The sequence below is a fragment of the Mesorhizobium sp. M8A.F.Ca.ET.057.01.1.1 genome (assembly GCF_003952565.1).
Classification (GTDB): Bacteria; Pseudomonadota; Alphaproteobacteria; order Rhizobiales; family Rhizobiaceae; genus Mesorhizobium.
Genome location: NZ_CP034454.1, coordinates 577,628 through 592,046, shown reverse-complemented (window position 1 = coordinate 592,046; position 14,419 = coordinate 577,628). Strand labels below are relative to the sequence as shown.

Annotated in this window: 15 protein-coding genes; 5 read left to right on the top strand and 10 right to left on the bottom strand. The window is 64.8% G+C overall.

What is annotated here, in order from left to right:
- Nucleotides 1-75: 75 nt before the first annotated feature.
- Complete coding sequence (locus tag EJ077_RS02565; RefSeq protein WP_208699386.1) at nucleotides 76-969, bottom strand: dihydrodipicolinate synthase family protein; 894 nt, start codon at nucleotides 967-969, stop codon at nucleotides 76-78.
- Between the two features lie 69 nt (nucleotides 970-1,038).
- On the opposite strand from EJ077_RS02565, the gene EJ077_RS02560 reads away from it, so the two are divergent.
- The gene (locus EJ077_RS02560; RefSeq protein WP_208699384.1) at nucleotides 1,039-1,731 is read left to right on the top strand and encodes a GntR family transcriptional regulator; all 693 of its coding nucleotides are present in this window, start codon (nucleotides 1,039-1,041) and stop codon (nucleotides 1,729-1,731) included.
- A gap of 8 nt (nucleotides 1,732-1,739) precedes the next feature.
- Here the strand turns inward: EJ077_RS02560 and EJ077_RS02555 are convergent, their stop codons facing one another.
- The 3 genes from EJ077_RS02555 to EJ077_RS02545 form a co-directional block, all read right to left on the bottom strand.
- Nucleotides 1,740-2,051: a hypothetical protein gene (locus EJ077_RS02555; RefSeq protein ID WP_208699382.1), complete on the bottom strand. Its 312-nt coding sequence runs from the start codon at nucleotides 2,049-2,051 to the stop codon at nucleotides 1,740-1,742.
- Between the two features lie 330 nt (nucleotides 2,052-2,381).
- Entirely contained in the window at nucleotides 2,382-2,684 is a 303-nt protein-coding gene (locus EJ077_RS02550) for a hypothetical protein (protein ID WP_208699380.1), read from the bottom strand.
- Between the two features lie 497 nt (nucleotides 2,685-3,181).
- Entirely contained in the window at nucleotides 3,182-4,678 is a 1,497-nt protein-coding gene (locus EJ077_RS02545; RefSeq protein ID WP_127872153.1) for a CoA-acylating methylmalonate-semialdehyde dehydrogenase, read from the bottom strand.
- A gap of 205 nt (nucleotides 4,679-4,883) precedes the next feature.
- On the opposite strand from EJ077_RS02545, the gene EJ077_RS02540 reads away from it, so the two are divergent.
- From EJ077_RS02540 to EJ077_RS02530, 3 genes are all read left to right on the top strand, one after another.
- On the top strand, nucleotides 4,884-5,765 hold the full coding sequence (locus EJ077_RS02540) for a LysR family transcriptional regulator (protein ID WP_208699378.1): 882 nt from the start codon (nucleotides 4,884-4,886) through the stop codon (nucleotides 5,763-5,765).
- Between the two features lie 253 nt (nucleotides 5,766-6,018).
- Entirely contained in the window at nucleotides 6,019-6,462 is a 444-nt protein-coding gene (locus tag EJ077_RS02535) for a hypothetical protein (protein WP_208699376.1), read from the top strand.
- Nucleotides 6,459-8,612 (top strand): phospholipase D-like domain-containing protein, encoded by a 2,154-nt coding sequence (locus tag EJ077_RS02530; protein ID WP_208699374.1) that lies wholly within the window; start codon nucleotides 6,459-6,461, stop codon nucleotides 8,610-8,612. The genes EJ077_RS02535 and EJ077_RS02530 overlap by 4 nt, the downstream gene beginning before the upstream one ends.
- Nucleotides 8,613-8,686: 74 nt before the next feature.
- Here EJ077_RS02530 and EJ077_RS02525 read toward each other — a convergent pair whose 3' ends face one another.
- The 3 genes from EJ077_RS02525 to rnk form a co-directional block, all read right to left on the bottom strand.
- Nucleotides 8,687-9,943, bottom strand: a complete 1,257-nt coding sequence (locus tag EJ077_RS02525) for a D-amino acid dehydrogenase (protein ID WP_208702890.1) — start codon at nucleotides 9,941-9,943, stop codon at nucleotides 8,687-8,689.
- A 116-nt stretch (nucleotides 9,944-10,059) separates the two neighbouring features.
- Nucleotides 10,060-10,605 (bottom strand): nucleoside-diphosphate kinase, encoded by a 546-nt coding sequence (locus EJ077_RS02520; protein WP_208699372.1) that lies wholly within the window; start codon nucleotides 10,603-10,605, stop codon nucleotides 10,060-10,062.
- 14 nt (nucleotides 10,606-10,619) lie between these two features.
- On the bottom strand, nucleotides 10,620-11,039 hold the full coding sequence (rnk, locus tag EJ077_RS02515) for a nucleoside diphosphate kinase regulator (RefSeq protein ID WP_208699370.1): 420 nt from the start codon (nucleotides 11,037-11,039) through the stop codon (nucleotides 10,620-10,622).
- 10 nt (nucleotides 11,040-11,049) lie between these two features.
- Between rnk and EJ077_RS02510 the strand changes: the two genes are divergently transcribed.
- Nucleotides 11,050-11,250 (top strand): hypothetical protein, encoded by a 201-nt coding sequence (locus tag EJ077_RS02510; protein ID WP_208699368.1) that lies wholly within the window; start codon nucleotides 11,050-11,052, stop codon nucleotides 11,248-11,250.
- A 64-nt stretch (nucleotides 11,251-11,314) separates the two neighbouring features.
- Here the strand turns inward: EJ077_RS02510 and alr are convergent, their stop codons facing one another.
- The 3 genes from alr to EJ077_RS02495 all read right to left on the bottom strand — a co-directional run bounded on the left by alr (nucleotide 11,315) and on the right by EJ077_RS02495 (nucleotide 14,397).
- On the bottom strand, nucleotides 11,315-12,454 hold the full coding sequence (gene alr / locus EJ077_RS02505; protein ID WP_208699366.1) for an alanine racemase: 1,140 nt from the start codon (nucleotides 12,452-12,454) through the stop codon (nucleotides 11,315-11,317).
- 75 nt (nucleotides 12,455-12,529) lie between these two features.
- Nucleotides 12,530-13,045 (bottom strand): RNA pyrophosphohydrolase, encoded by a 516-nt coding sequence (locus EJ077_RS02500; protein ID WP_208699364.1) that lies wholly within the window; start codon nucleotides 13,043-13,045, stop codon nucleotides 12,530-12,532.
- A 155-nt stretch (nucleotides 13,046-13,200) separates the two neighbouring features.
- A complete protein-coding gene (locus tag EJ077_RS02495; RefSeq protein WP_208699362.1) occupies nucleotides 13,201-14,397 on the bottom strand; it encodes a divergent polysaccharide deacetylase family protein in 1,197 nt (398 codons plus the stop codon).
- Between the last annotated feature and the right edge of the window lie 22 nt (nucleotides 14,398-14,419).

Sequence of the window (14,419 nt, the reverse complement as noted above, 5' to 3'; positions counted from 1 at the left end):
CTGGCGAACTCTTCTCCCCTTGGGGAGAAGATGGCCGCGAAACGGCCGGATGAGGGGGCCTGCGCCATCGCCAATTCAGAACTGCGGCAGCGTCGGCCGCACCGCGAGCGCATCTTTGACGATCTTCTCGACCGCTTTGCGGCGTTCGCCCGACAGCGGCATGCGCGGCATACGCACGCGGTCATTGGTGTTGATGGCGAACACTTCGGCAAGCTTGATGTTCTGCACCAGATAGGTCGAGACATCGAGGTCGAGCAGCGGCCGGAACCAGCGGTAGATGGCGAGCGCCTCTTCGCGGCGTCCCTGCTTCATCAACTGGTAGATGGCGACGGTCTCGCGCGGGAAGGCGGTGACCAGGCCAGCCACCCAGCCGATGGCGCCCACCGACAGCGCCTCGAAGGCGAGGTTGTCGACGCCGGTGAACAGGTCGTAGCGGCTGCCGAGGCGGTTGATGATCTCGGTCGAGCGGCGGATGTCGTCGGAGGATTCCTTGATGGCGACGAAACGCTTGTCCGACGCAAGCTCCTCCATCTGGTCGACGGTGACATCGACGCGGTAGGCGAGCCGGTTGGAATAGATCATGACCGGCAGGTCGCCGGCCTCGGCCACGGCGCGCAGCGCCGCCACGGTCTCTTCCGCGTTGGTATGATAGATCGGGCTCGGCACGACCATCAGGCCGTTGGCGCCTTCCTTGGCGGCGCGCCTGGCGATGCTGGCGGCCTCGCGGGTGCCGGCCTCGTTGACCGTCAGCAGCACCGGCTTCTTGCCGGCCACCTTCTGCGCGGTCTTCAGCACCTCGATCTTCTCGTCAGGCGACAGCATCGGGCCTTCGCCGAGCGAGCCGCAGACGATGATGCCGTCGCAGCCGGCCTCCATCTGCAGGTTGAAGCAGCGCTCCATCTCGGCATGATCGAGCCCGTCGTCGGCGGTGAATTTGGTCGTGACGGCGGGGAAAACTCCGGTCCACATGGCTATCTCTCCATCTGATATATCAGCCGTATATCTGTTAGGAAAGCCGCTGTCAATGCGGAATCTGTTATGATATATTTTAGATATATCAGGAGACCGCCTTTGATATCCATGGAAGCAACCACCGTGTCGGAGCCCGCGGCAACCAAGGCTTATCGCGTCCTCGAACACATGATCGTGACGCTCGAACTGGCCCCGGCGAGTTTTGTCACCGAAGGCTCCTTGATCGAGCGGCTGGCGCTCGGTCGCACGCCGGTGCGCGAGGCGATCCAGCGGCTGGCCTGGGAGGGGCTGCTCGATGTCAGGCCGCGTGCCGGCATCGCGATCGCACCGCTGCATCCCGGCGACTGGCTGCGCGTGCTCGACGCAAGGCGCGGCGTCGAAGTGGTGCTCGCACGATCGGCCGCACGCTTCGTCACCCGCGAGGCCGCCGACCTGTTTCACGAGGCCGCACTCGCCATGCAGAAGGCGGTCATCTCGGGCAATGTGCTTGCCTTCATCCAGGCCGACAAGGCGCTCGACGAAGCGCTGGCGCTCGCTGCCGACAACCCGTTCGCCGCGAGGCTGGCCGCCCCGTTGCAGACCCACAGCCGCCGCTTCTGGTTCCGCTACAAGGCGGACACCGGGCTGGCGGAATCCGCCGAGCACCATGTCGCGTTGATCCGGTCGATCCTGGATGGCGACGAGGAAGGCGCCGCCAAGGACGCCAAGAAACTGATGGCGCTGCTGCGCGGCCATGCCGAGGTGGCTGCAACACGCTGAACGGGCGATCAGATCCCTTGCGCGGCGGCGATGGCTGTATTTTCCCATCCCTCACCGGTCGCGAAGATGCAGCTTCGGCCCTGCACGTCGGTTACCAGCATGGTCCAGGTTCCACTTGCCGAAACATAGATTTCGACAATGGCGGCCCGGCTGACCACACCGTAGCCGATCTGCTTCTGTTGAAAGGCCTTAGCCAGTGCCGCGACAAGGTCACTATGGCCGCCGCAGACGAACTGCGCCTGCGCGGACAGGGTCGACAGCGCCAGCGCAGCGTCGATCGCAGCTAAGCTGATCCATCGAAACGAAAATATCCGTGCCATCTGGCACCTCCTTCGCCTTCACGTTCCGGCAAAGGGAGGCACCCACGGAGCCTCAACGTGCCGGAGCGTTCCAGGCCGGGTCCGACGTCTTCATCACGTCACTCCTTCTGGTTTCCGGTCTGTCGTCTGGGAATTCTATCGCATTCCCTGGATTCGATATGGTGAAGCCCCGATCTGAAAAAAAAGCACCGTTTCGTGGGCTTGGTCGTCATCGGCGTCAGGCCTCACGAAACCCTGTTGGATGGCGGCGAGGAGGCCACCCGCCCAGTCGCCAGCCGGCCGGCGCTGGTGAATGGCCCCGGCAGGATGACCGCTACGCGCCGCGTCCGCTCAGGCGCCCGGCAGCGTGGCCCTGATCGTCGGGCTATCCCAGCCCTCGCCGACGGACAGGACACAGCTCTGGCCTTTGGTATCGGAGGCCAGGACGGTCCAACTGCCTTGCTCGGAAACAAAGACCTCCAGGACCACGCCGGGATTGATGAGGCCACGCCCGGCTTCGCTCTCACGGAACTTCTCACCGAGCGCCCTGACGATGTCGGCGCGCGCGCCGCATTGCCCGGCTGCCTCAGCCTGCACGACAAAGGACATTACCATCCCCGTGCAGAATATCGTTGCGATAAAATACCGTTTCATCTGACACCTCCTTGCGCCAGACGAGAACCCCGGTTGACACCGGCGCTGTTTGGATTGGCCTGCACCTTGGCAGGAATACAGGCTAAAGCTGGCCCCAGCTGCTTGGTTCCATCACATTAGCGTTTTGGCAGATGGTGCCGCGCCGGAATCGAAAGGCCCGGAGCATAGCCCCGGGCCTTTCGTGCGATCTGTGGATTTAGCCAATTCATCGTCGGAATGACGAACTCGGCACCGTCCTCGATGCCGGCCAGCACGCCCGCAGCCGAAGGCGAGGACGCGCAAGCAAGAAACCGTTCGGCTTAGTTCATCGTCGGGATGACGAACTCGGCACCGTCCTTGATGCCGGCCCGCGCGCCCGCAGCCGAAGGCGAGGACGCGCAGCCAAGAAACCGTCCGGCTTAGTTCATCGTCGGGATGACGAACTCGGCACCGTCCTTGATGCCGGCCCGCGCGCCCGCAGCCGAAGGCGAGGACGCGCAGCCAAGAAACCGTCCGGCTTAGTTCATCGTCGGGATGACGAACTCGGCACCGTCCTTGATGCCGGACGGCCAGCGCGAGGTCACCGTCTTGGTCTTGGTATAGAAGCGGAAGGCGTCCGGGCCGTGCTGGTTGAGGTCGCCGAAGGAAGACGCCTTCCAGCCGCCGAACGTGTAGTAGGCGATCGGCACCGGGATCGGCACGTTGACGCCGACCATGCCAACCTGGACACGGCTGGCGAAGTCGCGGGCAGCATCGCCGTCGCGGGTGAAGATGGCGACGCCATTGCCCATCTCGTGGTCGTTGGCGAGCTTGATCGCATCCTCATAACGCGGCGCACGCACAACCGAGAGCACCGGTCCAAAGATCTCTTCCTTGTAGATGCGCATGTCCGCGGTCACGTTGTCGAACAGGCAGCCGCCCATATAGTAGCCGTCCTCGTAGCCCTGCATCTTGAAGCCGCGGCCGTCGACGACCAGCTTGGCGCCTTCCTTGACGCCGGTGTCGACATAACCCTTGACGCGCTCAAGCGCCTGGGCGGTGACCAGCGGGCCGAAATCGGCGGCCGAATCCGTCGACGGACCGACCTTCAGGCTCTCTACGCGAGGGATCAGCTTCTCCATCAGCCGGTTGGCGGTGTCGTTGCCGACCGGCACGGCCACCGAGATCGCCATGCAGCGCTCGCCGGCCGAACCGTAGCCGGCGCCGATCAGCGCGTCGACGGTCTGGTCCATATCGGCGTCGGGCATGATGATCATGTGGTTCTTGGCGCCGCCGAAGCACTGCACGCGTTTGCCGGCCGCCGTGCCGCGCGAATAGATGTAGTGGGCGATCGGCGTCGAGCCGACAAAGCCGATGGCCTTGATGTCGGGATCGTCGAGGATGGCGTCGACGACATCCTTGTCGCCGTTGACGACGTTGAGGATGCCGGCCGGCAGGCCGGCCTCGATGAACAGTTCGGCAATGCGCATCGGCACGCCCGGATCACGCTCCGAAGGCTTCAGAATGAAGGCGTTGCCGCAAGCGATCGCCGGCGCGATCTTCCAAAGCGGGATCATCGCCGGGAAATTGAACGGCGTGATGCCGGCGACCACGCCGAGCGGCTGGCGCATCGAATAGACGTCGATGCCGGGGCCGGCGCCGTCGGTGAATTCGCCCTTCATCATGTGCGGAGCGCCGATGCAGACTTCGACCACTTCGAGGCCGCGCTGGATGTCGCCCTTGGCGTCGGCGATGGTCTTGCCATGTTCGCGCGCCAGGATGTCGGCCAGTTCGTCATAGTCGCGGGCGACCAGTTCGAGGAATTTCATCAGCACGCGCACGCGGCGCTGCGGATTGGTGGCCGCCCATGCGGGCTGCGCGGCCTTGGCATTTTCGACCGCCGCGCGCAGTTCCGCCTGCGAGGCCAGCGCCACAGTGCCGCGCACCGAGCCGTCCATCGGCTGCATGACGTCCTGCTTGCGGCCGCTGGTGCCGGCGACACGCTTGCCGCCGATGAAATGACCGTAGTCGATCATGATTTCTCTCCCTTGTTTGTGATGGCGCATTGTCCGCCTTTGTGGTGGCGAAGGCAACGCGAGGGAGAACGCAACCGTTGTGCGGAAAATAGATAGCGGCGGATGCCTGTGCATCAATTGTCGCAAATGGTACGGTGAGTTGTCATCACTGGAATCGTTAAGTTGAGTTCCCTCGCGCCCCCTCTGTCCCTGCCGGACCACGCCCATGAACTGGGATGACGTCCGCATCTTTCTCGCCGTGGCGCGCGCCGGCCAGATCCTTGGCGCCGCGCGGCGGCTGGAACTCAACCATGCCACCGTTTCGCGCCGCATCGCGGCCCTGGAAGAGGCCCTGAGGACAAAACTCTTTCGCCGGCTGACCACCGGCAGCGAACTGACGCCGGCAGGCGAGCGCTTCCTCGACATCGCCGAACGCATGGAAGGCGACATGATCGCCGCCCGCTCGACCATATCGGGCGAAGGCGATGACGTGTCCGGAACCGTGCGCATCGGCGCACCCGACGGCTTCGGTGTCGCCTTCCTGGCCAAGCGGCTGGGCGAACTCACCGCCCTTCACCGCGAACTCACCATCCAGCTCGTGCCGGTGCCGCGCTCCTTTTCGCTGTCGCGGCGCGAGGCCGATATCGCGATTACCGTCGAGCGGCCGACCGAAGGGCGGCTGGTTGCCGGAAAGCTGGTCGACTATTCGCTCGGCCTGTTCGCGTCGCGCGCCTACGCCGAAGCCAATGGCCTGCCCAAGAGCGCCACGGAACTGGGCCAGCACACTCTCATCGGCTACGTGCCGGACCTCATCGTCAGCCCGTCGCTCGACTACGCGGCCGAATTCAGCGCGGACTGGCGCACCAGCTTCGCCATCTCCTCGGCGCTCGGCCAGGCCGAAGCCGTGCGTTCCGGCGCCGGCATCGGCATCCTGCACACTTTCGTCGCCCGCTCGATGCCGGAGCTGGTGGCCGTCGACGTGGTCAAGCCTATCCGCCGCGCCTACTGGCTGGTCTACCATGAATCGGTGAGGCCACTGCGCCGCGTCCAGATCGTCGCCAGCTTTATCACCAAGGCGGTGGAGCGCGAGCGGGGACTCTTCCTTTAGAGCAATTCCAGGAAAAGTGTGTGACGGTTTTCCGTCCGGAATTGCGTGAAAACAAAGAGTTAGAGCGGGTCGGCGATTCTATCAAACGCTGAACCGCTCTAGACGCGCCGTCACGGCACAAACACGGCCAAGTCCCCACACGCCGCCTTTTCCTTGCCACAAAACCAGCCAGTGTGGCATCAGGCGTGCGGCCCTCGGCCACGTAAGGCGGGCGCCGGTGGGGAAATCTTTCAGAAAGCTGGCGCGGATAGACATGCGAGCCGTTCTTGCCATCCTGCCGCTGCTTCTTGTCTCCGCATGCGCCAATCCATGGACAAAGGTACCGGAAGCCGAATTGCCCAGGCCGATCCGCGACGCCATGGCGCGCCCCTCGCCTTTCGTCATCGGCAATTACTGCGGTCCCGGCACCCGCACCGGCGATCTGTCGGCCCGGCCGGTCGACCGCGTCGACGCCGTTTGCCGAACCCATGACGCCTGCTACATCGCCCGCCACAACCATTGCGACTGCGACGGCGCCCTCGTCGCCTCGGCGAGGGCAATCCGCGACGACAAGACGGCGCCGCGCAAGATCCGCAGCAAGGCCGAATTGCTGATCGCCACCTTCGCCATCCCCGTCTGCAAGGTTTTTCCGCAAGGTTTCATGCCGCCGCGCGACCCGGCGCAGTTGAGCGCCATGAAGGCGGGAGCCACCGGGTGAATAGCCGCACGGCCATCGTCCTCGCCCTGTTCGGGCTGGCTGCCCTTGCCGGTTGTGCCGGTGCGGGCGGCAATGCCTGCGACCTCCTGGCGGGACAGGAAGCTTGCGCGCGGCCCTCGCTGTCGGCCAGCACGCCCGGGCGACAGGTCGCGGCGGCGCTGTTCTTCGCCAATGCCGGCGCCAGCGACTACGAAAAACGGTTCCTGGCGCTGCTCGCCAACAACGAGCTCGGCGCCATGGACCGAGCCAACGGCACCGGCCCCTTCGGGCGCGACCGCCGCGATGTCCAGAACCGCGATTTCCAGGCGACATATTCGACGCTACGGCAACTGGCCGGACCGGTCGCCAACGCACATCTGCCCCCGGCCAGTGGGGGTGGCGGCGACGGCCATTTCGACGCCCGCTGGCGGGTGTCGCGGCAGACGCTCTACATCGACGCGGCGGCGCGGCCCTCGGCTTCCAAGACCTTCGATTTCTCCGGCTTGCAGGCACGCAGCACCGAGATCGTCGTGCGCCAGGCCGGCAAGGAGCCGGCCGATATCGAAGGCAGTTGCGACGGCGCATTGGCGATCCGCGCCGCCGGAGCCTCACGCACCATTGCCGCTGGCGCGGCATTCCGTTTTCGCCTGTCGGGCGAGGACGGCACGGTCAGCCTGTTTCCGGCCGATGGCCTGGGCCGGTGCACGGCAAGGATCCGTTCCAGCCTCGCGCCCACCGGCGCGCCGCTCACCATCCGGCGCGAAGAGACCAGTGATCCGGCGCTCGCCAGTTTGGACAGCCGCTACCAGCGCTGCCCGGTCCCCGACGGCGCCGGCCTCGACGCCCTCGAGCGTGCCTTCTATGCCGGCCGGTGGCTGTCGCAGACCTGCGCCATGCCGATCGGGGAGCCTACGCTGCTGCGCAAATCGCGCGACGGCTTCAACGCCAAGGTCGAGGCCCTGATGGGCGCGCCGCTGTCCGATGCCGCCATCGACAAGGGCGATCCGGAATTGCCGCTCGATTTCTCGAAGGCGCCAAGGCTGAAGCTGATCTATCTCTCGTCGCTGGAATTCAAGGCCGACTTTTCCGGGCGCATCATCGAACGGCTGATCCGCCATCATGCGGCGCTTGGCACCAAGGTGCGCATCATGGTCACCGACGTGCTGGAGCGTGACAAGGACGACGCCATGCTGCACCGCCTGGCGGCCGAATTCCCCAATGTCGAGCTGCAGGAATATCGCTGGCGGGCGCATCATGGCGCGCCGATCGACGAGCAGATTTCACAGCTGCACAAGACCCATCATATCAAGATGCTGGCGACGTTGGCGCAGGACCCCGCGCGTTCGCGCGTCATCATCGGCGGCCGCAACATCCATGACGGCTTCCTGTTCCATCAGCCGATCGACCTGTCGCGCTATCCGGACCTCCAGCAATACGGCAAGACCGACGGCTTTTCGCTGAACTACTATTCGAACTGGAGCGACTTCGACATCGAGTTCGCCGACAGGGCGACGGTCGAGACGCTCGCCGCGCATCTGTCGACAATATGGCTGCGCGACGCCGACACAAACCTGGCGCGCCCCTTCTCCATCCCGGTCCACGGAGATGGCCTGCCATCTGGCAATGCCCGGCATTTCATTTCGGTGCCCTATGAGGACGACCACGCGCTGGAGGCCTATTTCGTCGAGCTGATCGACGCCGCGCAGCACCATATCCAGATCGTCAACCCTTACCTCAATCTGACGCCGAGCCTCGCCCAGGCCTTCGATCGGGCGCTCGCCCGCGGCGTCAAGATCGACATTGTCGGCCGCATCGACCTCAAGGGCGATATCGGCGGCAGGTTCCTCACCGCGCTCAACAAGCTGTTCGTCGAGAAATATGGCGACCGCATCGACATCCGCGAATTCAAGGCACCTGATGTGGTGCTGCATTCCAAGATCATGATGATCGATGAAAGGCTGATAGCCATCTCCTCGGTCAACCTCAACAACCGCAGCTTCTTCCACGATTCGGAGAACGGCATGATGGTGCTCGACCCCGCCTTCTACGTCAGGATGAAGCCGGTCTATGACGACTATCTCGCCCACTCGAACCCGGTTTCCACCAACGTGACGATCCCGTGGGCCTACCGGCTGCTGTTCGACGAGGCCTGGGTCAGGCAAGCATTTTGATGCAAAAGTGGCCCCGGTAATGGGGCAACGACATGCATCAAAGCAAAGCGCGTCGGCGAGACGCGCGCCCGCCGCTATTTAAGATAACGCTCCTGCGCCAGGGCACGCACGTCGATGTCGGGTACCCGATTCGAGATGATGTCGGCCAGCACCTTGGCCGAGCCGCAGGCCATGGTCCAGCCCAGCGTTCCATGGCCGGTGTTGAGATAGAGGTTGGACAGTTCGGTGCGGCCGATCAGCGGCGGTCCATCCGGCGTCATCGGCCGCAGCCCGCACCAGAACGTCGCCTCGCGCATGGCGCCGGCGCCCGGAAAGAGATCGCCGACCGAGTGTTCCAGGGTGCGGCGCCGAGATTCGTGCAGCCTGAGATCGAAGCCGGAAATCTCGGCCGTACCGCCGACGCGGATGCGGTCGCCAAGCCGGGTGATCGCGACCTTGTAGGTCTCGTCCATCACGGTCGACACCGGTGCGGCGGCGGCGTCCTTGATCGGCACCGTGATCGAGTAGCCCTTGACCGGATAAACCGGGATCGACCGCTTCATGCGGCGCATGAAGCCCGCCGAGTAACTGCCCAGCGCCATCACATAGGCGTCGGAGGCCTTGAAACCCTTGCTGGTGCTGAGGTTGGAGATGCGGTTACGGCTGCGGATGACGCGGTATATCGTGGTGTCGTACTCGAACTTCACGCCGCGCGCCACGCAGAGTTCCGTCAATTTGTCGGTGAACATCTTGCAGTCGCCGGTCTCGTCATGCGGCAGTCTCAGGCCTCCGACGAACTTCCCGCGCACCCCTGCGAGCGCCGGCTCGGCCGCGATACAACCGTCGGGATCGAGGACCTCGTAGGGCACGCCATATTTCTTCAGCACCTCGACATCGCCTGCAGTGCCGTCGAGCTGCTTTTGCGTGCGAAACAGCTGCAGCGTGCCCTGGGTCCGCTCGTCATAGGCAATGCCGGTCGCTTCGCGCAGCGCCTTCAGCGTATCGCGGCTGTATTCCGCCAGCGGCACCATGCGCGCTTTGTTGATGGCGTAGCGCTCGGCGGTGCAATTGCGCAGCATCTTGACCAGCCATGTCCACATATGCGGGTCGAAGGCCGGCCGCACCACCAGCGGGCCGTGCTTCATCAGGAGCCACTTGATCGCCTTGAGGGGAATGCCGGGGCCGGCCCAGGGCGAGGCATAGCCGGGCGAAATCTCGCCGGCATTGGCAAAGCTGGTCTCCAGCGCCGGGCCTTTCTGGCGGTCGATCACCGTCACCTCATGGCCGGCCTCGGCGAGATAGTAGGCCGTGGTCACCCCGATGACGCCACTGCCCAGCACCATGATCTTCATCATTCACTCCTTACGCCGTGTCCTTCATGCCGAAGGACACGGCCACATCTGCGATTTGCGCACGACCGCCGGCGACAATCGCTTCCGATCTTCGCAACCATGCGCCGTGGCCTTTTTCACGCCGCCGACGGACCGGGATCGTCGTCTTTCCCTGTCTGCCGCATTCTTGCCGTCTCGCCAAGAGGCCGGATAAAGGTGTCGTCGCTGTAGACGAGGGTCAGCCCGTGTGGCCGCGATCCGCCAGCGGAAGCTCTTTCCCGGGCCGCCCGCCGCTCGGCTTCCGGCTGGTAGAGCACCGCCTTGATCCGGATCGATTCGCGCCTGCCGTCGGAGTGTTCGAGCGATGCCGTCTGGCCTTGCGCCATGCCAAGCATGCACAGGCCGCGCCTGGTTGCCACTGACAGGCTGGAGCCAACCGGTCCGCGCACGTCGTTCTGCACCAGGGTGCGCGTCTCGGCCGCACCGGCATCGACGCAAAACACCACCCGGCTGTTCAGCGTCACGATATCGGGTTCGACCGACTCGATGGGCACGACGCCGGCATTGGAAAGCTTCTCTTCGATCATCGCGACCATCGGATCCGCGAATGCCCGCCGGCGCTCGAGCATCACTTCCAGGACGGCGAAATCCTTCGTCGTCAGGCGGCAGCTTCCGTTTTTCATTATCGCCTCCACGATCAGTGCTCGCCGCCGCCGGCGGGCGTATCGACGGCCTCCACGGTTGCCGACAGTTTGCGGCCGCCACGGCCGCTCCAGCACACCACCTGTCCGGTGCTGACGCCGACAAGCGCCGTTCCCATCGGCGTCAGCACCGAGATCCGGTTTTCGGCAATGTCGGCGTCGCCTGGATAGACCAGCGTGATGCGCCTGATATCACCGCCTTCACCGCGAACCGTGACTGTCGACCCCATTCGCACGACGCCGGCCGGAATTGCCGCCGCTTCCGTAATCACCGCCCGGTCCAATTCCGCGAGCAGCTCTTCGGCCGTCTCGGGCGCGCGGTCGAGTACGGTCCGGGCCAGGCCGGCCAATCTGTCACGGTCGATGTCGCTGATTAGAATCTGGGCGGATGGATGCAGTCCCGTTGCATGTTGCATGGCAAACCTCATGGATCGGCGCATCGAACGGATGCGCGCTTGCCGCCGCGTTGATGGCGGCCTGATGAAAGCCGGCAGCCGCGGAGAGCGGTGCGGCTTGATGGCGATGGATGGATGTATGGACGCCCCGGGACGGACGAACGCCGAAAGGCGGCCGCGCCGGGGCTACGATCCCGCGATCGGGCAGACCCTGAACAAGGTTCTGATATAAGCGAGGTTGCTCATGCGCCGAACCTTGCCGACAGGCGTCCGCTTGTCAAGCGCGGCCAAACCGCTCAACCGCCGACATAGCGCCGGTGGAAACGCGCGCCGAGGCTGGCCAGGATTTCGTAACCGATGGTGCCGGCATGGCCGGCGGCGTCGTCGACGCTTTGCGAAGGGCCGAGCAGTTCGACGAGATCCCCTTCGCGAAGCTTGCCGGGCGGCAGGGCGGAAATGTCGAGAATGATCGAATCCATCGACACGCGTCCGAGGAAGGGCAGACGCGCTCCCTCGAACCAGGCGGCCGACGCGGACCGGCGCAGCCAGCCATCCGCATAGCCGAACGAGATCGTCGCCAGGCTGAGCGGCGCTTCCGCGTGATAGGTGTGGCCATAGCCGATGCCGGTGCCCTGTTCGACACTGCGCGTCTGCGCCACCTTGGCCTGCAACCGCACGACGGGCTGCATCGGATTGGGTTCGGCAGGCGTCGGATTGATGCCGTAGACCGCGGCACCAGGGCGGGCCAGATCATAATGGTAGGACGGCCCGAGAAAGATGCCGGAGGAGTTGGCGAGCGAGGCCGGTGCCTCGGGCAGCATAGCGCGCAACCGCTCGAAGGCCAGCCGCTGCTGTTCATTGGCGGGATGGCGCGGCTCGTCCGCGCATGCCAGATGGCTCATCACATATCTGACGGCGATGCCGTCGAAGGCGGCGGCATCACCGGCTATCGCCTCGACTTCGGCTGGCGCCATGCCAAGCCGTGACATGCCGCTGTCGACCTGGATGGCGGCTGGAAGTTTTCGGCCAACGCGATGCGCCGCCGCGCGCCAGGCCTTCAGCTGCGCGCCACTGTTGACGACCGCGCTCAGATCGGACGCGACCGCCTCCGGCTCGGAGCCCGGCGGCAGTCCGTTCAGCACGTAGATCTCAGGTCCGGCTCCGATCGCCTTGCGCAGCGCGATGCCTTCGGCCAGCAGTGCGACGAAGAAGACGCCGCAGCCTTCCTTCATTAGCGCCGATGCCACTTGGCTCGCGCCGAGACCGTAGCCGTTGGCTTTGACCACGCCGGCACAGCGTGCGCCGCCCAGCCTTGCCTTCAGCCGTCGGTAGTTTTCGCGGATCGCACCGAGATCGATGGTCAAGATCGCCCCGGCAGCCGCTTGGCTTACGGCGGCGACGTCATGGGGCAGCGACCTTGCGGGGGTGTCGTTCATGGCGACCCTCCTTGTAGCGGATTAACATCAATAAGACCGACGCGCCGGCACGGCAACCAAGGTCCTTCGAACCGGCTACGGCACCAGGTGCCGGAACGCCGCCACCACATCTTCATAGACCTTGCGCTTGAACGGCACGATCAGGTCGGGAAGATCCTGCATCGGCCGCCACGACCATTTGTCGAATTCAGCGGTGTGGCCGCCCGGCGGCGGGTTGATCTGGATTTCGCTGGCATCGCCGTGGAAGCGGTATGCGAACCATTTCTGCGTCTGGCCGCGATACCTGCCCTTGAAGGCGATGCCGACGAGATGGTCCGGCAGATCGTAGTTGATCCAGTCCGGCGCTTCGGCCAGCAGCGAAACGCTGCGCATGCCGGTCTCCTCATAGAGCTCCCGCTCCGCCGCCTGCAGCGGCTCCTCGCCCTTGTCGATGCCGCCCTGCGGCATCTGCCAGAGCTGCGTCGTGCCGGCGAATTCGCTGTCGGGTTCGGCAATGCGATGCCCGACCCAGACCAGGCCATCGCCATTGAGGATCATCAGCCCGACACAGGGCCGATAGGGCAGCGTTTCGCGGTCGACTTTTTTGGCCATAAGTGAGGCTCCAGCCGTTTTGAGAATTTCGCTCCCGGTGAGGGAGGTGGCGAGTGGTTCGAGAACCGGAGCGGAGCGTACTTAAAGTACGCGAGTACCAGAAGCGCGGAAAGCGGCGCCAGATGCCCGTCGGAGTCGAATTATCAAGACGGCTGTTAGCCTTTTTGCGGATCGACGGCCACCGCTGAAACCGGCACGATCTCTATGCCGCGCTTCTTCGCTTCAGCAATCCAGGAGGTGACGGTGTCGACCGTCAGGTCGAAAGCCGAGCCGATACCGACGGCGGTACCCTTGGCACGCGCGGTCGCTTCGAGACTGTCGAGCTTCTTCAGGATGGCGCCGCGATCCTGAACCGCGTCGATCGCCGTGTCGCCGGCGACGAAGGGCACGCCATCCTTCAACGCCATGTCCGGAGCCAGGCTGCGCGCCGACGAGCCGTCGTCGATATAGGCGAGGCCCCTTTTGCCGAGCTCGGCCATGAACGGCTGCATCGCCGCCGCGTCGGAGGAAAAACGCGCGCCCATATAGTTCATGACGCCGGTATAGTTCGTCGTCCGCGACAGCGCCCAGTGCAGATTCCTCAGATTCTCGTCGAGGGTCGCCGCCACCGTCAGCGTGTTGCGGCCCGGGTTGACGTTGGGATAGTCGAACGGTTCGAGCGGCACCTGCATGACGATCTCATGGCCGCTCTGCCGCGCGGCCTGCATCCAGCGGCCGATGCTGTTGCCCTGCGGCGCGAAGGCCAGCGTCACTTCCGCCGGCAGCTTGGCGATCGCCGCCTGGGTGCCGGTCTGTGAAACAGCGAGCCCGCCAATGACGATTGCAACACGTGCGCCACGCGTGCCGGACCATGGTCGCGCATAGACGTCGAACGGTCGCCGGCCATCGGCGGAGCGCATCGGCAAAGGCCCGGTTTCACTGGTTTCGATCAGCGCCCTGTCGGGAATATGCGCGATCTTGAGGTTCTGGCCGACTGTCGACGGATCGCGAATGACGATTGCGGCTTTGGGAGGGCCATCGCCTTCTTCCGTCTGCACATGGATGATCTGCGGACCGCCGCTCTTGGTCGACAAGTCCTTCGCCGGCGTCTCCACCTTTGGCGTCGCTGCCGGAGCCAATGCGGGAGGCGGCGCGGTGGGCTCGGCCGCCGCGGTCACTTTCGGCGTCGAAACGGCAACTTCCTGTGGTTTTCGAAACGGCTTTTCCCGGAGCGCGATCGCGGCCGAGACGCCGACCACGGCCAGCACGACCGCGCTTGCCGCGATCACGCCTACGCTGATCTTGCTGGCGGCACGCGGCGCCCGGACCGTCTGTCCAAGCGGGCGTTCGATGTCCTTGCCGATATCAGCCAAGCCCTGTCCCCGGTGCACGGTC